Consider the following 18,588-nt stretch of genomic DNA (forward strand, 5'->3'; position numbering starts at 1 on the left):
GGGGATCGGAGGGCGCGCCCCCTTCGCCGCCGCCCGGGGGATACCGCGCGGCGCGACGAGTGTCGCCCCTCCAGCCGCCTCTCGACCCTTCTCCCGTGGTGAGGCGTCCGCCGAGCACCCTGAGCTGGATCGCACTCGGCGCTGCCGCATTGCTCGCCCTCGTGCTGCTGTGCATGTGGGCGGCTGGGGCGACGCAGGCGATCTATGGCGTCGTGACGCTCGCCTTCCAGCTCGGAGTAGTGATCGCCGTCGTGGCAGCGCTCACCGACCGACGCGGACGAGCCCTCGGCTCGATCGCGCTCGCGATCGTGTTGCTGGTCAATGTGGGCACGATCGGCGCCGCGAGCGCTATCGGCGCTCATCCCGGCCCGGATGCTGTTGCTGGGGCGACCGTCGACCCGGAGGATCAACACTGGGCCGCGTACCCGGGAATCAAGGGCCAGAGCGAAAACGAGATCCTTGAGCGCATGTCACTCGAGGATGCTGTGGCCGCGGGCGACGAGCTGATGGCCGCGATCCGGGCTCGGCTGACCCGCGACTTCGGGTTCCAGTGGGTGCAGGGGATCGCAGGCACCACCCGCAAGGAGCGCAATGGCTACGGCGGCGAGTCAATGCTCGTGCAGTACCGCTCGGGAACCTGGGCAACGACGGTTCCGATTACCGACTACGCCCTCAAGCTCAAAGTGATGAACACGATTGACGAGGTGCTTCAGGACTCCGGATTCCGGGGAGCGGTGGCGTTCAACGAACCGTCGAGCGGTTTCGACCCGGCCTACATCGAACGCCTCTACGGCAGCACCAACCCCCGAACGCAGCCCCTGTGGTCGTGGTACAGCGACAACGAGCCGGATCCGATCGCCTTCTATGCCGATATCTCCGACCTGACTCATGACGACGACGGCACTTTCCGCGCAGCACGGGAGGCACAGGTCGCCGGCAGCAGCGAACCGATCGAGGGATTGCAGATCGATGTGCTCGTGCACGCCGTTCTCAGCGAGACCGACGTCGAGGAGTTTCAGCAGCGCATGAAGGACTACTAACCGTCTAAGCTGGAGGGCTGCCCCCGGGGACGGGGGCGGCACTTCTCGCCATGTCAGAGTCCACGCCCCGCACCCCTCGCCACGGAACCGCGCGCACCCTCTTGAGGTTGCTGCCGTTCGTGCGTTCCGCCCTGCCACGAATCGCGCTCGGGATGGTCGCGGCGCTGCTCGCCGGTCTCGTCGCACTTGGGCTTCCGCTCGTGCTGCAGGCGCTCGTCGACGGTCCGTTGTCGAGCGGCGACGGATCGCAGATCTGGCCCGCCGCGATCATCGTGCTCGTACTCGGTGTGCTCGAGGCTGCCTTCATCCTGGCTCGCCGGTTCTTCGTGCTGACCCCGGGTACTCACGTTGAGGCCGCGATGCGCAGGACGCTCTACGCGAGGCTGCAAGATTTGCCGGTCTCGTTTCACGACAAGTGGCAGAGCGGGCAGCTGCTCTCCCGCGCGATGAGCGATCTCGGGTTGATCCGCCGTTGGCTCGCGTTCGGCATCGTCCTGCTGGTCGTGAACTTCGTCATGATCGCCGTCGGCGCGGTCGTGCTGTTCTTCTGGAACTGGATCCTCGCGCTCATCTTCCTGGTCTGCTCGATCCCGCTCTGGATCTACGGCTACGTGTTCGAGCAGAAGTACTCGGTCGTCGCGCGGCGCTCGCAAGACCAGCAGGGTGATCTCGCCACCGCCGTCGAAGAGAGCGTGCACGGCATCCGAGTTCTCAAAGCGTTCGGTCGTGGCAAGTATTCGCTCGAGAAATTCACGCGTCAGGCCGACGAGTTGCGCGGTACCGAACTCGACAAAGCCCGTGCGATCGCAAATATCTGGCTGTGGTTGTTGTTGGTTCCGGATGTCGCCTTCGCGCTGTGCCTCGGAGCCGGCGTGTGGCTCGTCGCACACGATCAGATGACCGGCGGAGCGCTGGTCGCGTTCTTCGCAACGGCCACGGTTTTGCGGTTCCCGATCGAGTCGATCGGCTTCCTGCTCTCGATGACCTTCGACACCCGCACCGCCGTCGACCGGTTGTTTGAGGTACTCGACGAACCCAACCCGATCGTCGACCCCGAGAACCCCCTCACCATCCGCGAGCCCCAAGGCCGGCTCTCGTTTGAAGGCGTGCACTTCCGCTACCCCGACACGGCAGCATCCAGCCCCGATCTTGTCGACGGAGTCGACCTCGTGCTCGAGCCCGGCGAAACGATGGCGCTCGTCGGCCTGACCGGGTCGGGCAAGACGACGCTGACCGCTCTCACCACCCGGCTCTACGACGTGACGGGTGGGGCGATCAAACTCGACGGGGTCGACATCCGGGATCTGACTCGCGAAGAGCTACGTCGCCGCATCGCGATGGCATTCGAAGACGCGACCCTGTTCTCGGCATCGGTGCGGCAGAACGTGTTGCTCGGTCGCCCCGAATTGACCGAGCCCTCACCCGAAGGGGATCGAGTTCTTGCCGAAGCGCTCGATATCGCGCAGGCCGAATTCGTCGCCGAACTGCCCGACGGCGAGAACACGACGGTCGGTGAGGAGGGACTTTCCCTCTCGGGCGGACAGCGACAGCGGCTCGCTCTCGCGAGGGCGGTCGCGGCCAGTCCCGCGGTACTGGTGCTCGACGATCCGCTCTCGGCACTCGACGTCGACACCGAGGCACGGGTCGAAGCGGCGCTGCGCCGGGTACTCGCCACCACGACCGCGCTGATCGTTGCCCACCGGCCGTCGACCGTGCAGCTCGCCGACCGGGTGGCTCTGCTGCAAGACGGTCGCGTGACCGCCGTCGGAACGCACTCCGAGTTGCTCGCGACGAATGAGCACTATCGCTACGTGATCTCATCCCTCGAACCCGACAACCGGCGGGAGGTAGAGAAGTGAGCGTCAGCGGAGTCGAAGGCGAAGAGCGAACCGACTATTCGCGCGCTGAAAGCAAGCTGATCCGCGCGCGCTCGATTCGCCTGCTCGGGTCGCTGTTGCGTCCGCTGCGGGCCCGGATCGCAGTGACCTTGATCGTGGTCGTCATCAGCACGGCGAGCCAGGTCGCGGGACCCGCGCTCATCGCGTACGGGATCAACCAAGGGCTGCCCGCCGCGCTGAAGGGTGACCTCCTGCCCCTCGGGATCGGCGTCGTCGCGTACCTCGTCGCCGGGATCGTCGGGGCGGTACTGATCGCCTGGTACACGATGCTCTCGGCGCGGGTGAGCCAAGAGATTCTGTTCGACCTGCGCCGACGTGTCTTCCTGCATGCGCAGCGGCTCAGCCTCGAGTTCCACGAGAGCTACACGTCGGGGCGCATCATCGCGCGGCAGACCAGCGACCTCGAGTCGATCCGCGAGCTTCTCGACTCAGGTCTCAACGGGCTCGTGCGCGGCGTGCTCTACATGACGTTCGTTGCGGTCGCCCTCGTCGCGTTCGACCCGGTGAGCGGGCTCGTGATCGCCGGGGCGCTCATCCCGCTCGCGTTCCTCACCCGATGGTTCCAAAAGCGGTCGCAGCAGGGCTTCCGGTTGACGCGCACCGTCTCCGCCCGGGTGATCGTCAAGTTCGTCGAGACGATGACCGGCATCCGGGCCGTCAAGGCGTTCCGCACCGAGAGCCGCAACGACACAGAGTTCGGCGGACTCGTCGAGGACTACCGGGATGCCAACGCCAAGGTCATCAAGTTGTTCGGCTTCTTCGACCCGGGACTCATTCTGATCGGAAACGCCGCCGTCGCCGTCGTCCTGCTCGTCGGCGGATTCCGGGTGATCGATGGCGGTCTCGAGATCGGGTCGCTGCTGGCCGTTCTGCTCTACACCCGTCGCTTCTTCGATCCGATGGAGGAGATGGCGATGTTCTACAACTCCTACCAGTCGGCCGCGGCTGCGCTCGAGAAGATCTCCGGCGTTCTCGACGAGCAGCCCAGCGTGCCCGATCCGAGCGATCCGGTCGATCTCTGGGATGCGAAAGGTGCGGTCGACTTCGATGACGTGCGCTTCGCCTACCGCGACGATCGCATCATCCTGCCGGACTTCTCGTTGCACATCCCCGCTGGGCAGACGGTCGCGTTGGTCGGTACGACCGGGGCCGGAAAGTCGACGCTTGCCAAGTTGCTTGCCCGGTTCTACGACCCGACGAGCGGTGCGGTCACCCTCGACGGCATCGACCTGCGTCGGGTGCACCCGAAAGACCTCCGTCGTGCGATCGTCATGGTCACGCAGGAGGCTTACCTGTTCAGCGGATCGGTCGCCGAGAACATCGCGCTCGGCAAGCCGGAGGCGACGCGCGACGAGATCCGTGCGGCGGCGCGAGCCGTCGGCGCTGACGTCTTCATCGAGAAGCTTCCGGATGGCTACGACACCGACGTAAACAAGCGCGGCGGCCGGGTCTCCGCCGGACAGCGACAGTTGCTGTCGTTTGCGCGTGCATTTCTCGCCAACCCGGCCGTGCTCATCCTCGACGAGGCGACAGCATCCCTCGACATCCCGAGTGAACGCCTCGTGCAGGAGGGTCTTACGACCCTGCTGGCCGACCGTACGGCGATCATCATCGCCCACCGGCTCTCGACCGTGTCGATCGCCGATCGCGTGCTCGTGATGGAGAAGGGACGCATCGTCGAAGACGGCACGCCCGCCGATCTGATCGCCGGCACCGGCCGTTTCGCGAAACTGCACGCGGCCTGGCGCGACAGTTTGGTCTAGCCGACGATCTCTGCCGGGCGCTGCGGGTCTATTCGGGATGGTGTCGGGCACGACGAAGGTCGACCCGGTAGCCGTCAACCGTCTCAATGAGGGGCGTGCCTTCGGCGCGGAAGTGTGCGAGAGCCCGGTCTTCGTGGCCGATCGCCGGATGCCCCGAGGCGCGGATCACGCGCCACCACGGAACCTGCGACCCGAAGCCCGCCATCACGTTGCCGACAGCACGCGCGGCGCGGGAGCCGAGAACTGCGGCGATATCCCCATAGGTCATCACCGAGCCGGGCGGGATGGCGGCGACCACGTCGAGGACCGCCTCCACGAACTCCGGTGCGACTGGTCTCACCGAATGTCAGGGCTTCGAGTTCAGTGTTTCGAAGTCAGAGTTTCAGCGCGCCGAGAGTCTCGCCGAACGGGGTCTCGCCGACCTCTTCGAAACCAACGGCGCGGAAGAAAGCATCCGGGCCATCTTCGCCAGGGGCCCAGACGACCGTGACCTGCTCGAAGCCACGCTTGCGGGCCTCGTCCGCAAACGCCTCGATGGCGAAGCGTCCAACTCCCAAACCCTGCGCGGAGGCCGCGACGGTGATCCGCCACAGCGCAGCGCGCAGCCATTCCTCGGAGGCATCGGGATCGAAAGCACCCATCACATACCCGACGACATGGTCACCGTTGCGAATCACTCGGGGCCAGGAGCCCGACGGGTCGAGATGCTGTTCGGCGCTCGTGTAGGTGGCGGGCTCGACGAAGACCTGCTGCCCGGGCTTCAGGGTCAGCTTGTTCGCCGCCGAGATTGTTTCCGCGGTCAGCTCTTCAATGCGCAGCTCGGCCATGCGTCCCAGGGTAACCCGGAGGGATGACGGTGCCGAGCTTTCCCTTTAGGTATCTTGATGTCGAGATACTTCGGAGAACCGGTAGGCTGGTCCGCGGCCAGTCGGGCTGTGCGAGAAGAGGGCATTGTGGAGAAGATCAAGGTCGAAGGAACCGTCGTCGAACTCGACGGCGACGAGATGACACGCATCATCTGGCAGTTCATCAAGGACCGCCTCATCCACCCCTACCTCGACCTGACCCTCGAGTACTACGACCTCGGCATCGAGAGTCGGGATGCGACCGACGACCAGATCACGATCGACGCGGCCCACGCCATCCAGAAGCACGGTGTTGGCGTGAAGTGCGCGACGATCACGCCCGACGAGGCGCGCGTCGAAGAGTTCGGCCTCAAGAAGATGTGGAAGAGCCCGAACGGCACGATCCGCAACATCCTGGGCGGCGTGATCTTCCGCGAGCCGATCATCATCTCCAACATCCCGCGCCTGGTGCCGGGCTGGAACAAGCCGATCATCGTCGGCCGCCACGCGTTCGGCGATCAGTACCGCGCGACCGACTTCCGCTTCCACGGCAAGGGCACGCTCACCATTTCGTTCCAGCCGGAGGACGGCAGCGAAGCGCAGAGCTTCGAGGTCTTCCAGGCTCCGGGGGACGGTGTCGCGATGGCGATGTACAACCTGGATGCCAGCATCCGCGACTTCGCGCACGCCACCTTCAACTACGGCTTGGCTCGCAACTACCCGGTCTACCTGTCGACGAAGAACACGATCCTGAAGGCCTACGACGGCCGGTTCAAGGACATCTTCCAAGAGATCTTCGAGGCCGAATTCAAGGCCGAATACGACAAGCGCGGCCTGACCTACGAGCACCGCCTGATCGACGACATGGTCGCCTCGGCGCTCAAGTGGGAGGGCGGCTACATCTGGGCGACCAAGAACTACGACGGCGACGTGCAGAGTGACACCGTCGCCCAGGGCTACGGGTCGCTCGGCCTGATGACCTCGGTTCTGACGACTCCTGACGGCAAGATCGTCGAGGCGGAGGCGGCACACGGCACCGTCACCCGGCACTTCCGCCTGCACCAGCAGGGCAAGCCCACCTCGACGAACCCGATCGCCTCGATCTACGCCTGGACACGGGGGCTCATGCACCGCGGCAAGTTGGACGGCAACCAGGCCCTCATCGACTTCGCGCAGACCCTCGAGGATGTCGTGATCGAGACCGTCGAGAGCGGCAAGATGACCAAGGACCTCGCGTCGCTGGTCTCTGCCGAGCAGGCGTATCTGACGACCGAAGGCTTCCTCGAGGCGATCGACGACAACCTGAAAGCCAAACTGGGCTAGTCGCTGAACGGGCCGTTCAGCGCGGCCCACTGCAGCAGCATGATCGTCTTGGCATCGACGATGTCATCCCCGATGCGGGCGAGCGCGTCGTCGAAGGCGAGTTCGACCAGGTCGATGCGCTCACCCTCCTCGACGAGCCCGCCACCGAGATGCTTCGCCGTTTCGGATGAATACCGCGCCGCATAGAAGTGGATGCGCTCGGTCACCGAGCCGGGGCTCATGTAGACATCGAAGACGTGCTCAAGGTCGCCCACCTCGTGACCGGTCTCCTCGATCGCTTCGCGCCGGATCGCGGTTTCGGGATCGTCGGCGTCGAGTAGCCCGGCCGCCGTTTCGATGAGCATCCCGTCGGGGTGGCCGTTGACGTAGACCGGGTAGCGAAACTGCCGGGTCAGCAGCACCGTTCGACGATCCGGGTCGTACAGCAGGATCGTGGCGCCGTTGCCGCGGTCATAGGTTTCCGACTGGTGCGACTCCCACGAACCGTCGGGCGCGCGCATCCGGTACCGGGTGGTGCGCAGAACGTGCCAGGCCGCCGCAACCAGTTCGACCTCGTCGACCACGACATCCGGATTTCGGTCGAGGCCGAGTCCGGTGAGGTGCAGGTTGCTGCGGCCGCGGTGATCGGGTTCGTGGGCTCCGCGCATGGGCCCAGCCTACGAAGTGCCAGCACTACGTAGTGCGAGCCTACAAAGGCGGCGGGGTCGAACCGGGCTCGCGATAGTGGTGCTCGCCGCGAGCCGCCTTCTCGACGACGTCGGCGATGCGGGCGGCGCGCACGGCGGGGGTCTTGATATTTCCGATCCGAAAGATGACGCGGAATCGTTCGATCGCTGACATCGCGGCGAAGAAGGCGGCGGCGTCGGGGCTCGCGTCGAGCGCAGCCCGCAGATCGTCGGGCGCGACGGCGTCTTTCTGCCGATAGGCGGCATCCCATCGGCCGTCGGCCTGGGCCCGCTCGACCTCGGCCAGCCCTCCCGGCCGCATGCGACCCTCGTCGATCAGTCGCGCGACGTGCTCGCGGTTGATCTGCGACCACGGGCTGTTCTTGCGCCGCGGAGTGAACGCCTGCAGGGTGTAGTCGTCATCGAACCGACCGGCCTGGCCGTCGATCCAGCCGTGGCAGAGGGCGACGTCGAGTGCTTCCTGCCAGGTGATGCCCGGTGCCGACGACGACTTCTTTCGGAGCTTCAGCCGAATGCCGTCAGCCGACGGATCGCTCGTGAGGAACGTCTCCCACTGCGCGAGGGTGAAGTCGTGGATCGGCTTGTCGGCGAAACTCACCATGCGTCGAGCCTACGAGCAGCCTCCGACCCAGTTACGACCGCGCGCTCAGTAGCCGACGAAAACGTCGGTGTGCACCCGGTGTACGCCGGACTGACGCAGTGCTCGGCGAAGGTCAGCGACCATCGTCGGCGGCCCGGAGAGGAATGCTTCGCGTTTCACCGCATCCGGAACCGCGGCCAGCAGCGACTCACCCGTCACTCGCCCCGGACCGATCCAGGTCCAGCCAGCAGGCAGCTCGGCCGGCTTCTCGGGCGACGCCAGGATGACGCGGCACCCGGCACCGGTGAGGCGGTCGACGTAGGCGAGATCATCCGTCGACGAGATCGCGTAGACGACGACGATGTCTCGCAAGCCCTTCTCGACGGCCGCCTGCTCCAGGGATCCGATGAACGGGGTGATGCCAATCCCGCCCGCGACGAGCAACAGCGGCGTCTTCGGGACGGCCGGCAGCAGGAAGTCGCCGCCGACAGCCGTCGCCGACACCTGCGATCCGGGCGCGAGGTCGAGAAGCGCGCGCTTGAAACTGCTCGACTTCTCGGGCAACCGGATGCCGAAGCGCACCTGACCGCCCGGAGCCGACGCGATGCTGAACACGCGACGCCAGCCGCGAGAGTCGCTCCCCGCGTGCGGCAGGGTCAGTTCCATGAATTGGCCGGGACGGAAAGTGACCGGCTTCTCGGGGGTGAAGTCGAACTCCCACGACGTCGGGCTGAGCTGACGTTTGCCCGCGAAGACGAGGCGGATGCCGCGGCGCTGGCCGACCAGGAACGCGAGAACGTTGGCGACCAGGAGGGCGAACTCGGGATGATTTCCGACCACCGGAATCCAGGAGGTTCCCCACATCAGCACGCCGACAACGACCGCGTACCCGAGCTGCTGCCAGCGACGCGGGGGGAGGGTGAGTGGCTCACTGAGCATGAAACCGCCGAGAAACAGGATCGGCGACGTGACCAGCACAAACCGCACCGAGTCGAGAAGCGGAGCACCGAGGATGACGTAGTAGGCGAGTCCGGCGACCGTCGCGGCGGCGACGAACACGCCACCCATCGGCAGACGTCGAGTGCGGAACAGGATGAGGATGCCGCCGACGACAACGAATGGCAGCATCCAGTCGGTGGCGATCCACCAGGTGGTGGTGCGCCAGGCCGGGACCACCGCGCTGAGCGCCACGATGACCAACGTGCCGAAAGCCGCCGGGTTGACGAGATGGCGCCCTCGGATGGCGAGAAGGTACTTGCTCGCGACGGCGATCGCACCGGCGACGGCCAACGCGACGAGGCGCAGCGGCTGGTCCAGGTGGGGGGGAGCGAGTAGGAAGAACAGGATTTGCGCCGTGATCAAGGTCGACAGGTTGTGCGCGCGCATTCGGAAGATGGCGGCGAAGAGCCGGTTGATGAGCGTCGTCGCGACGAACAGCACGGCAAACGACACGACCATTTCGAGTGGCCCGCCCGTACCGATCAGGCCGAGCGCCGAGAACAGGACGGCGAGAAGTTGCAGGACAGCCAGCGTGTAGACGACCTGCCGGTACATCGTCATCTTGCCGAGCAGGGTGTCGAGCCGTGCGATCATGCGAACATCTCCCCGGGGAAGTTGTCGGACGCCTCGATGCGACCGTCGTGGAACATTCTGGCGAAAGCCGTGCCGTGCCGCTCAATGAGTTCGGGCGCGGGTTCGAAGAACAGTGCCGTCGCCAGACCGTCGGCCAACAGCGCGGTCGGGGCGATCACCCAGGTTGCGAGCACGGTGGCGACCGGGATGCCGGTCACCGCGTCGAGGACATGGTGGAGGCCAGGTCCCCAGGCGCGACGGGTGACCGCGCTCGCGCAGAACGCCCCGTCAGCAAGTTCGGCGATCCCAACGGCCTTAGTCGGGTCGATCGGGTTCTCGAGTGCGATCCGCATCGGTACTCCGCGCGTGCGCAGGTCGCCACTGGCATCGACGATGTGCTCGGCCACGCCCCCCTCGAGCAACAGGTCGCTGACCAGATCGACGAGGTAGCCCTTTCCTGCCGCCCCGACATCGAGCATCACCGGCCGCACGGTGTCGAGGAAAGTGCCGTCCCACGCAACCGCGTCGTCCCAGGCGGGAACGGACGGGATGTCGTCGGCCGGCCGGAGGCGGTACGACGCGTCGTAGCCGAGCGCTTCGAGCGTGCGACCGATGAGGGGCGAGACCCGCCCGTTGGTCGCAACGTAGAGCTCGCGGTACCAGTCAAGAAGGGGGCCCGCATCGTCGGGGAGGCGGTAGTGGCCGGGCTCGCGCGCGATTCGAGCGACGAGTGAATCGTCACGAAATCGCGACCAATCCGCGTCGAAACGTGCGATGCGCTGTTCGACCGCCCGCCGCATCCCATCGCCGAGGGGCACGGCGGTATCGATGCGCCAGACCGTGCCAATGGCCTCGAACTGCCAGGCGATCGGGAGCGGGTCGACGATCATCAGATCGACCTCGACGCGAGGTCAGGACTGGACGGCGTCGGCCTTGATCTCGGCGAGGGCCTTGTTAAACCCAATGCTGGTGAACGACGAGCCGCCGACCCGAGACACCTGGAGCGTGTCGATGTCTTTGCCGACGACGACCGCAGCGATCCCGCCCGCAAACTCGCTCTGGTGTTGGATCGCCTGGGGGTCAGTTGCGTGGCCGGTGACCACGACATTCGTCACGATGTCGCCCTTGAGCGTCAATTCGACGGTGACCGATTCGGTGCCGCTGGGCACGACATACGACCCATCGGCGGTGTAGGTGCCGTCGGTGTAGACGGCCGAGGTGTCGACGGCCGGGCCTGCGGGCGTACCGGCCGAGCATCCGGCCAACGCTCCGGCGAGGCCGAGGCCGGCGAATCCGAGAGCAGCAACGCGGGATGAAGTCGACATGACAACTACCCTGACATGATTCCGGCACGGACAGTCGCAATCGGTGCTGGGAATCTTCTGACGGCGGAGGTTTCCCCGGCATCCCGAAGAAGCCGTGCGTCGCGTCGCCGCGAGTATCGTGGAATCGAGCGCGGCACTCCTCGGGCTCCCGCGGGCGGCGTACGTCCCACCCCGATCGAAGGCTTTCACCTCGATGTCTGCGCCGTCCGGCGAGCGTTTCCCTCTCTTTCGCCTCCTGATCCTGGCGGGAGCGATTTTCGTCTCGGTCTCCAGCGAGTTTTTGCCGACCGGTCTCCTTCCCGACATTGCGGAAGGACTTCAGGTCTCCGAGTCTCGCGTGGGCCTTCTGGTCTCGCTGTTCGCGTTCACCGTGGTCATCAGCACCGGGCCGCTCACCCTGCTCACCCGCCGGTTTTCTCGCAAGTGGCTATTGGTCGTGCTCCTCGGCGTCTTCGCGATCGCGAACGTCGCCGCCGCCGTGGCGCCGACCTATGAGCTGCTTGCTGCCGCCCGCATCCTGGGTGGGCTCGCGCACGGTCTGTTCTGGGCGGTCGCAAGCCCGTACATCGCCCTGCTCGTTTCTCCGCGACAACTCGCTCGCGCCGTCTCCGTGACGACCGGTGGGGGAGCGTTCGCCTTCATCTTCGGGGTCCCGTTTACCGCCGCGATCGGCCACGCGCTCGGCTGGCGGCTGGCGTTTGCAACGATGGCGGCACTCGTCGTGCTGTTCGCCGTTCTGACGGTCATCTTCTTGCCGCCCGTCGAACACCGGGTGCCGAAGCAGTTCACCGTAACCGGCTCGATCGTCATTCCCGCGAAGGATCGATCGGTGTTCGCGCTGACGATTGTTGCGGTCACCGTTTTGATCATCGCCACGGGACACAACCTCTTCTATACCTACATCGCTCCGTGGTCGATCGCCGTGGCGGGAGTGCCCGCCGATCTGGTCAGCTTGCTGCTGCTGTTCTACGGGATCGCCGGCGGTGTTGGTGTGGTGATCGCGGGCGTATTCGGCGACCGCTTCCCGCGCCTCGTGCTCAACCTCATGGCCGTCAGCCTCGTCGTGTGCATCGTGCTCACGGCACTCTTGGCGAGGGGTCTGGTGCCGGCGATCATCGTCATGATGCTCTGGGGTGCCGCCTTCGGCGGCCTTCCGGCGATGTTTCACACCCGCGCCCTGCACAGCGCTTCGGCCCGGATCCGCGATCTCAGCGGCGCTGTCGTCACCACCGCGTTCAACAGCGCAATCGGCCTGGGAGCGCTGCTGGGCGGCGTCGTCCTCGACCAGTTGGGGATCGCCGTCATCCCGTGGGTCGCCGCCGCCGTGGTCGCGGCCGGCCTCGTCTGGGTGCTGAGCACCGATCGGGCGCGGATCGCCGCTCACCCCGGGGATGGTCCGCATGGCTGAACCGATGACCGCGAACGGGATGCCGTGGCTGGTCGCCATCGACCTCCAGAAGATCTTCGCGCACCCCTCGAGCCCCTGGGCCGCCCCTGACTACGAGCGGGCGGCATCCGGAATTGCCCGTCTGATGCCCGCATTCCGTGGTCGCACGGTATTCACGCGCTACGTCGCTCCCGAGAACCCGCAGGGCGCCTGGGCCGACTACTTCGCGGTCTGGCCGTTTGCGCTCGTGCCCGCGACTGATGAGCTGTACGCCCTCGACGCACGCTTCGTCGGCGCCGGACCCGTCGAGACTCGGGAGACCTTCGGAAAGTGGGATGCCGCGCTCGCTGCGGCGATCGGGGGTGCATCCGAAATCGTTCTGGCCGGCGTCTCGACCGACTGCTGCGTCATCTCGACGGCGCTCGCGGCCGCCGATGCCGGCATCAGGGTGCGAGTGGTGGCCGACGCCTGTGCCGCCCCAACTGCGGCCGACCACGAGCGCGCACTCACGACGATGGCGATGTACGCTCCGCTGATCGAGCTGACCACGGTCGAGGAGATGCTCACCGCGCTAGACTCAGCGGGTCGCGACTGGCGTTCGGATGGGTCACCATCAGGAAGCGACGCAGTAGAGGATCGCGGCCGTACGCCTGGGCCGTCTCGATAGCCTCCTGCGTTGAAAGGAACCTCCCGTGTCGTCAATCACCGCGCCCAGCTCGGCGTTCACAGCTCCACTCGCCGAAGTCGACCCCGAAGTTGCCCACGCGCTTGAGCAAGAGCTGAACCGTCAGCGCACCACCCTCGAGATGATCGCCAGCGAGAACTTCGTGCCACGTGCGGTACTCGAGGCCCAAGGTTCCGTGCTGACCAACAAGTACGCCGAGGGTTACCCGGGCAAGCGCTACTACGGCGGCTGCGAGTTTGTCGACGTCGTCGAGGTGCTCGCGATCGAGCGGGCCAAGAAGCTGTTCGGCGCCGAGTTCGCCAACGTTCAACCCCACTCGGGAGCGTCGGCCAACGCCGCGGTGCTGTCAGCCATCGCGCAGCCCGGGGATCGCATCCTGGGTCTCGAACTGGCCCAGGGCGGTCACCTGACCCACGGCATGAAGCTCAACTTCTCGGGCAAGTTGTACGACGCGCACGCCTACGGTCTCGACCCGGAGACGATGCGCATCGATATGGATGTCGTGCGCCAGCGGGCCCTCGAGGTCAAGCCGAAGGTGCTGATCGCGGGCTGGTCGGCGTATTCGCGGCAGCTCGATTTCGTCGCATTCCGGGCGATCGCCGATGAGGTCGACGCGATCCTCTGGGTCGACATGGCGCACTTCGCCGGACTCGTCGCCGCGGGTCTGCACCCCAACCCCGTCCCGCACGCGCACATCGTCTCGTCGACGGTGCACAAGACGATCGGTGGTCCTCGCTCGGGCTTCATCCTGACCAACGATCCCGAGATCGCCAAGAAGGTGAACTCCAACGTCTTCCCGGGCCAACAGGGTGGACCCCTGATGCACGTCATCGCGGCGAAGGCGACGGCGTTCAAACTGGCGATGGAGCCGGAGTTCGCTGACCGCCAGCAGCGCACCCTTGACGGTGCGCGGGTGATCGCCGCGCGTCTCACTCAGCCCGATCTCGCGGCAGCAGGCGTTACGGTGCTGACCGGCGGCACCGACGTGCACCTCGTGCTCGTCGACCTCCGCGATTCGGTGCTGACCGGTCAGGATGCCGAAAATCTTCTGCACGACGTCGGCATCACGGTCAACAAGAACTCGGTGCCCAACGACCCGCGTCCGCCGATGGTGACCTCCGGCATCCGCATCGGAACGCCCGCCCTGGCGACCCGTGGTCTTCAGGAGTCGGACTTCGTGCAGGTCGCCGAGATCATCGCGGCAACACTCACTCCCGACCCCGATTTGCCGGCTCTGCGCGCCCGGGTTGAGGCCCTTGCCTCGGCCTTCCCGCTCTACCCCGGCCTGACCAGCCCAGGAACGTGGAAATGAGCGCCATCACGCTGGACGGCATCGCGACGGCGACGGCGATCAAGAACGAACTGCGCGGCCGTATTGAGGTGCTTGCCGCACGGGGGATCGTCCCGGGTTTGGGCACCCTCCTGGTAGGGGAGGACCCGGGTTCGATCTCGTACGTGTCGAGCAAGCACCGCGACTGTGCCGAGGTGGGGATCGCGTCGATCCCGGTCACGCTGCAGGCAACGGCATCCGAAGCCGAAGTGCGGGGAGCCGTCGCGGGACTCAACTCCGACCCGAGCGTTACCGGCTATATCGTGCAGCTGCCCCTGCCGAAGGGGATCAACGAGAACGCGATCCTCGAACTGATCGATCCCGAAAAGGATGCCGACGGCCTCCACCCGACCAACCTCGGTCGACTGGTGCTGGGCGTCGACGGCGACCTGGACTCCCCGTTGCCCTGCACCCCGGCGGGTGTCGTTGAACTGCTGCGACGCTACGACGTGCCGATCGCGGGCAAACACGTCGTCATCATCGGCCGCGGTCTCACGGTCGGGCGGCCGCTGGGACTCGTGTTCACCCGCAAGGGCACCGACGCGACTGTCACGCTCACCCACTCCCGCACGGTCGATCTGCCGGCCGAGGTGCGCCGTGCCGACATCGTCGTCGCCGCGATCGGGGTACCGCATTTCGTGAAGGCCGACTGGATCAAGCCCGGCGCCGCGGTTCTGGATGTCGGGGTCACCCGGGTCGGGATGACCGCGTCGGGCAAGGCGCTGCTGCACGGCGACGTCGACCCGGCAGTCGCCGAAGTTGCCGGCTGGTTGTCGCCCAACCCGGGCGGCGTCGGTCCGATGACCCGCGCCCTTCTGCTGTCGAACGTTGTCGACGCGGCGGAGCGTCAGAACCGCTAAGCGCCAGAACCGCTAGGCCTGCGCTAGGAGTCTCGCTCAGCTCCGGTTGACGGCGTCACCGTGAACACCTCGGGGTTGGTGAAACCGTGCTCGGCGAACGCGCCGTCGAGGGCGACCTGAATGCGGGAGACCGCGTCGAGGGGCGCGAGGGCGATCGCCGATCCGCCGAAGCCGCCGCCGGTCATCCGGGCTCCGATCGCGCCGTTCTCGAGCGCGGTCTCGACGGCGAGGTCGAGTTCGGGCACCGAGACCTCGAAGTCGTCGCGCAACGAACGGTGAGACGCGTCGAGCAGGTCGCCGATCGCCAGGGGGCCGTTCTCGCGCAACGCGCGAACCGTGTCGAGCACCCGCTGGTTTTCGGTGACCACGTGCCGCACCCGCCGGAAGGTGACGTCGTCGAGCAGCTCGCGGGCGCGATCCAGATCCTGGATGCCGATCTCCCGCAGCGAGCTCACCCCGAGGGTTGCCGCGCCGCGCTCGCAGGACGCCCGGCGCTCGCCGTAGCCTCCGGTCGAATGCGCGTGCGCGACGCGCGTATCCATCACGAGAACAGTCAACCCGGCGGCGGCGAGCCCCAGATCGACGAGTTCGACCTCGAGGCTTCGGCAGTCCAAGAACACTGCGGCATCGGGGCGACCCAGCAGGGATGCCGACTGGTCCATGATTCCGGTGGGGGCACCCACGAACTCGTTTTCGGCGAGCTGTCCGATTCGGGCGAGAGCTGGGCGCGACATCCCAAGTCGCCACAGCTCGTCGAGAGCGACCGCGACCGCACATTCGATCGCTGCGGATGACGAGAGCCCCGCGCCCACCGGAACCGTGGAATCGATCACCAGGTCGACACCCGGGACCGCGGCGAGGTCGGCACCCGACCGGCCCAGTCCCCAGGCGACGCCGAGGGGGTAATCCGCCCAATCCATCTGACCCCGCACGCCGTCGAGTTCGGCGAGCGGGAGTTCGACGACCCCGGTCGAGAACGTGCTGGCTACCCGGATGACGGCATCCTCTCGGAGTCCAGCAGCGACCACAGTTCGCCGGTCGATCGCGAACGGCAGCACGAAGCCCTGGTTGTAGTCGGTGTGTTCGCCGATGAGATTGACCCGGCCCGGTGCTGACCACAGACCGTCCGGGGTGCGGCCGGTGATGGCGGTGAAGAGTTCGGTCGCGTCGTCGCGGATGTCGCTCATGCTGACTCCATCGCGGTGCGGAGGTGGGCGGCCGCAGCTTCGGGACTCACGTCGGCGACCCAGGCACCCATGGCGGCTTCCGAACCCGCGAGGTACTTCAAGCGGTCGACGGCGCGGCGGGGTGAGGTCAACTGCAAGTGCAATCGCAGCGCCTCGCGTCCCACGTGCACCGGGGCCTGGTGCCAGGCGGCGATGTACGGGGTCGGAGTGTCATAGAGGGCATCGACTCCGCGCAGCAGGCGCAGATACAGACCTGCCAGCTCGGCGCGCTGGTCATCGTCGGTCGCCGAGAAGTCGGGCACGTGTCGGTGCGGAACAAGGTGCACCTCGATGGGCCAGCGGGCGGCAAACGGCACGAATGCCGTCCAGTGGTCACCGGCCAGCACCACGCGGTCTGACCCGCGCTCAAACTCGAGGATGTCGTCGAAGAGTCGTGGCCCGAACTGTTCCGCGGCCTCCAGCATCCGGGTGGTTCTCGGGGTGACGTAGGGGTACGCGTAGATCTGGCCGTGCGGATGGTGCAGGGTCACACCGATCGCCTCGCCGCGATTCTCGAACGGGAAGACCTGCTCGATCCCCGGCAGCGCGGAGAGGGCTGCGGTGCGGTCGGCCCAGGCCTCGATCACCGTACGGGCGCGGGTTTCGGTCTGAGTTCCGAACGATCCCTCGTGCTCGGGGCTGAAGCTGACGACCTCGCACCGACCGACCGAGGTGCGCTCGCGGCCGAGTCCGAGTTCGGCGAGGTCATCGAGTCCGTGCGGCGCGCCGGGGGCGTCGCCCAGGGCCGGCCCAAACGACGGCGAGCGGTTCTCGAACACCGCGACGTCGTAGACATCCGGAAGTTCCGAGGGGTTGTCGGCAGTCTGGGGGGCGAGTGGATCGCGATCCGCGGGCGGCAGGAAGACCCGATTTTGACGGGCGGCAGCAATCGAGACCCAGTCGCCGGTCAGCACGTCCTGGCGCATCTTCGAGGTCTCGGGGCGAGGGTCGAGGGTTCGGGTGTCGATGCGACGCTCGGGTCCGAGCACGGTGTCGACGTCGTCGAAGTAAAACAGTTCCCGACCGTCGGCCAGGTGGGCGGAGTGTTTCACTCGGCGCCGCCCGCGGCCTGTCGCGCGGACCACGCGCTCGCGACCATGTCGTCGAGAGTGTGCCGCATCTGCCAGTCGAGATCGCGGGTCGCCAGGTCGCCGTTGGCGACGATGCGGGGCGGATCGCCGGGTCGACGTGGACTGATCTCGGGCGTGAACGCGATGCCGGTCACGCGGGCGATCGCAGCCATGATGTCCGCCACCGAGACGCCGGTGGAGCTGCCCAAGTTGTACGCAGGCTCGAGTGGTTCGATCGCGTCGAGACGCTTCGCCGCCGCGACGTGGGCGAGAGCGATGTCACCGACGTGAACGTAGTCGCGCACGTTGGTGCCGTCAGGGGTGGGGTAGTCGTCGCCGTTGATCCGAGGAGTCTTCCCCGCCAGAAGAGCCTCGAAGACGACGGGAAAGAGATTGTGCGGACTGCTGTCGTAGATCGAGTCGGCCGACGACCCGACGACGTTGAAGTAGCGCAACGCGGTGTAGCGAAGCCCCGCCGCGATCGACTGGTCGCGCATCAGCCATTCGCCGATCAGCTTCGTCTCGCCGTAGGGGGAGGCCGGAGCCTTCGGCGTCTGCTCGGTCACGACATCGACATCCGGGGTGCCGTAGACGGCCGCACTCGACGAGAACACCATCTTGTCGACGCCGCGGTCGGCCATCGCGGCCAGCAGCACGGTTGTGCCGTCGACGTTCTGCTCGTAGGTGTGCAGCGGGCGCTCGACCGAAACTCCGGCGTACTTGAAACCCGCGACGTGAACCACACCGCTCACGTCGTGCTCGTCGATGACGCGTTCGACCAGGCCGCCGTCGAGAATCGTTCCCCGAGTGAATGGCACGCCGGCGGGAACGAATGCACGGTGACCGCTCGACAGGTCGTCGAGGACGACGACGCGCATGTCGACAGCCAGGAACTCGCGAACGACGTGCGCGCCGATGTAGCCGGCGCCGCCGGTCACGAGCCAGGTCACAGGATCGAGGATACGGTCCTTCCCGCCGGGCGTGCGACGCGCACCGGC

17 protein-coding genes, 1 pseudogene and 1 riboswitch are annotated in these 18,588 nt (G+C 66.6%); of the genes and pseudogenes, 8 read left to right on the top strand and 10 right to left on the bottom strand.

All coding sequences use genetic code 11. The features are described 5' to 3' along the window. Positions 1-95 precede the first annotated feature (95 nt). From ABIR17_RS10820 to ABIR17_RS10830, 3 genes are read left to right on the top strand one after another with little or no spacing between them, the layout of a single operon-like run. Entirely contained in the window at positions 96-1,040 is a 945-nt protein-coding gene (locus tag ABIR17_RS10820; protein ID WP_348004405.1) for a hypothetical protein, read from the top strand. 50 nt (positions 1,041-1,090) lie between these two features. After that, entirely contained in the window at positions 1,091-2,899 is a 1,809-nt protein-coding gene (locus ABIR17_RS10825) for an ABC transporter ATP-binding protein (RefSeq protein ID WP_348004406.1), read from the top strand. Next, positions 2,896-4,701: an ABC transporter ATP-binding protein gene (locus ABIR17_RS10830; RefSeq protein ID WP_348004407.1), complete on the top strand. Its 1,806-nt coding sequence runs from the start codon at positions 2,896-2,898 to the stop codon at positions 4,699-4,701. Before ABIR17_RS10825 ends, ABIR17_RS10830 begins: the two co-directional genes overlap by 4 nt. A gap of 28 nt (positions 4,702-4,729) precedes the next feature. On the opposite strand, the gene ABIR17_RS10835 is transcribed toward ABIR17_RS10830, so the two are convergent. Beyond that, a complete protein-coding gene (locus tag ABIR17_RS10835; RefSeq protein WP_348004408.1) occupies positions 4,730-5,041 on the bottom strand; it encodes an MGMT family protein in 312 nt (103 codons plus the stop codon). Positions 5,042-5,075: 34 nt separating this feature from the next. Next, entirely contained in the window at positions 5,076-5,528 is a 453-nt protein-coding gene (locus tag ABIR17_RS10840) for a GNAT family N-acetyltransferase (RefSeq protein WP_348004409.1), read from the bottom strand. Positions 5,529-5,654: 126 nt separating this feature from the next. Here ABIR17_RS10840 and ABIR17_RS10845 point away from each other — a divergent pair, with 126 nt between their 5' ends. Further along, a complete protein-coding gene (locus tag ABIR17_RS10845) occupies positions 5,655-6,869 on the top strand; it encodes an NADP-dependent isocitrate dehydrogenase (RefSeq protein ID WP_348004410.1) in 1,215 nt (404 codons plus the stop codon). Here the strand turns inward: ABIR17_RS10845 and ABIR17_RS10850 are convergent. From ABIR17_RS10850 to ABIR17_RS10870, 5 genes are read right to left on the bottom strand one after another with little or no spacing between them, the layout of a single operon-like run. Further along, a complete protein-coding gene (locus tag ABIR17_RS10850; RefSeq protein WP_348004411.1) occupies positions 6,866-7,516 on the bottom strand; it encodes an NUDIX domain-containing protein in 651 nt (216 codons plus the stop codon). The genes ABIR17_RS10845 and ABIR17_RS10850 overlap by 4 nt on opposite strands. Before the next feature lie 40 nt (positions 7,517-7,556). Further along, positions 7,557-8,156: a YdeI/OmpD-associated family protein gene (locus ABIR17_RS10855; protein WP_348004412.1), complete on the bottom strand. Its 600-nt coding sequence runs from the start codon at positions 8,154-8,156 to the stop codon at positions 7,557-7,559. 45 nt (positions 8,157-8,201) lie between these two features. Further along, positions 8,202-9,728 (bottom strand): oxidoreductase, encoded by a 1,527-nt coding sequence (locus ABIR17_RS10860; RefSeq protein WP_348004413.1) that lies wholly within the window; start codon positions 9,726-9,728, stop codon positions 8,202-8,204. Continuing rightward, the gene (locus ABIR17_RS10865; RefSeq protein ID WP_348004414.1) at positions 9,725-10,597 is read right to left on the bottom strand and encodes an FAD:protein FMN transferase; all 873 of its coding nucleotides are present in this window, start codon (positions 10,595-10,597) and stop codon (positions 9,725-9,727) included. The genes ABIR17_RS10860 and ABIR17_RS10865 overlap by 4 nt, the downstream gene beginning before the upstream one ends. 21 nt (positions 10,598-10,618) lie before the next feature. Continuing rightward, entirely contained in the window at positions 10,619-11,032 is a 414-nt protein-coding gene (locus ABIR17_RS10870; protein WP_348004415.1) for a hypothetical protein, read from the bottom strand. Positions 11,033-11,225: 193 nt separating this feature from the next. On the opposite strand from ABIR17_RS10870, the gene ABIR17_RS10875 reads away from it, so the two are divergent. The 4 genes and pseudogenes from ABIR17_RS10875 to ABIR17_RS10890 all read left to right on the top strand — a co-directional run bounded on the left by ABIR17_RS10875 (position 11,226) and on the right by ABIR17_RS10890 (position 15,294). Next, positions 11,226-12,440, top strand: coding sequence for an MFS transporter (locus ABIR17_RS10875; protein WP_348004416.1), 1,215 nt, complete (start codon positions 11,226-11,228; stop codon positions 12,438-12,440). A 19-nt stretch (positions 12,441-12,459) separates the two neighbouring features. Beyond that, positions 12,460-12,900 (top strand): annotated as a pseudogene (locus ABIR17_RS10880) (isochorismatase family protein); the annotation flags it as partial. Positions 12,901-12,996: 96 nt separating this feature from the next. After that, positions 12,997-13,082: riboswitch (ZMP/ZTP riboswitch) on the top strand. A gap of 29 nt (positions 13,083-13,111) precedes the next feature. After that, entirely contained in the window at positions 13,112-14,416 is a 1,305-nt protein-coding gene (glyA, locus tag ABIR17_RS10885) for a serine hydroxymethyltransferase (RefSeq protein ID WP_348004417.1), read from the top strand. Next, positions 14,413-15,294: a bifunctional methylenetetrahydrofolate dehydrogenase/methenyltetrahydrofolate cyclohydrolase gene (locus ABIR17_RS10890; protein WP_348004418.1), complete on the top strand. Its 882-nt coding sequence runs from the start codon at positions 14,413-14,415 to the stop codon at positions 15,292-15,294. The genes glyA and ABIR17_RS10890 overlap by 4 nt, the downstream gene beginning before the upstream one ends. 23 nt (positions 15,295-15,317) lie before the next feature. On the opposite strand, the gene galK is transcribed toward ABIR17_RS10890, so the two are convergent. From galK to galE, 3 genes are read right to left on the bottom strand one after another with little or no spacing between them, the layout of a single operon-like run. Further along, a complete protein-coding gene (gene galK / locus ABIR17_RS10895) occupies positions 15,318-16,481 on the bottom strand; it encodes a galactokinase (RefSeq protein ID WP_348004419.1) in 1,164 nt (387 codons plus the stop codon). Continuing rightward, entirely contained in the window at positions 16,478-17,572 is a 1,095-nt protein-coding gene (gene galT / locus ABIR17_RS10900) for a galactose-1-phosphate uridylyltransferase (RefSeq protein ID WP_348004420.1), read from the bottom strand. Before galT ends, galK begins: the two co-directional genes overlap by 4 nt. Next, on the bottom strand, positions 17,569-18,540 hold the full coding sequence (galE, locus tag ABIR17_RS10905; protein WP_348004421.1) for a UDP-glucose 4-epimerase GalE: 972 nt from the start codon (positions 18,538-18,540) through the stop codon (positions 17,569-17,571). The genes galT and galE overlap by 4 nt, the downstream gene beginning before the upstream one ends. Positions 18,541-18,588: the final 48 nt, after the last annotated feature.

It is taken from the genome of Pseudolysinimonas sp., from assembly GCF_039912695.1.
GTDB lineage: Bacteria > Actinomycetota > Actinomycetes > Actinomycetales > Microbacteriaceae > Pseudolysinimonas_A.

Excerpts from the sequence above, each read along its gene's own strand:
- ABIR17_RS10855 (WP_348004412.1), bottom strand. The coding sequence starts at position 8,156 with ATGGTGAGTTTCGCCGACAAGCCGATCCACGACTTCACCCTCGCGCAG.
- ABIR17_RS10860 (WP_348004413.1), bottom strand. The coding sequence starts at position 9,728 with ATGATCGCACGGCTCGACACCCTGCTCGGCAAGATGACGATGTACCGG.
- ABIR17_RS10890 (WP_348004418.1), top strand. The coding sequence starts at position 14,413 with ATGAGCGCCATCACGCTGGACGGCATCGCGACGGCGACGGCGATCAAG.
- ABIR17_RS10865 (WP_348004414.1), bottom strand. The coding sequence starts at position 10,597 with ATGATCGTCGACCCGCTCCCGATCGCCTGGCAGTTCGAGGCCATTGGC.
- ABIR17_RS10875 (WP_348004416.1), top strand. The coding sequence starts at position 11,226 with ATGTCTGCGCCGTCCGGCGAGCGTTTCCCTCTCTTTCGCCTCCTGATC.
- ABIR17_RS10825 (WP_348004406.1), top strand. The coding sequence starts at position 1,091 with ATGTCAGAGTCCACGCCCCGCACCCCTCGCCACGGAACCGCGCGCACC.
- ABIR17_RS10870 (WP_348004415.1), bottom strand. The coding sequence starts at position 11,032 with ATGTCGACTTCATCCCGCGTTGCTGCTCTCGGATTCGCCGGCCTCGGC.
- galK (WP_348004419.1), bottom strand. The coding sequence starts at position 16,481 with ATGAGCGACATCCGCGACGACGCGACCGAACTCTTCACCGCCATCACC.
- ABIR17_RS10850 (WP_348004411.1), bottom strand. The coding sequence starts at position 7,516 with ATGCGCGGAGCCCACGAACCCGATCACCGCGGCCGCAGCAACCTGCAC.
- ABIR17_RS10840 (WP_348004409.1), bottom strand. The coding sequence starts at position 5,528 with ATGGCCGAGCTGCGCATTGAAGAGCTGACCGCGGAAACAATCTCGGCG.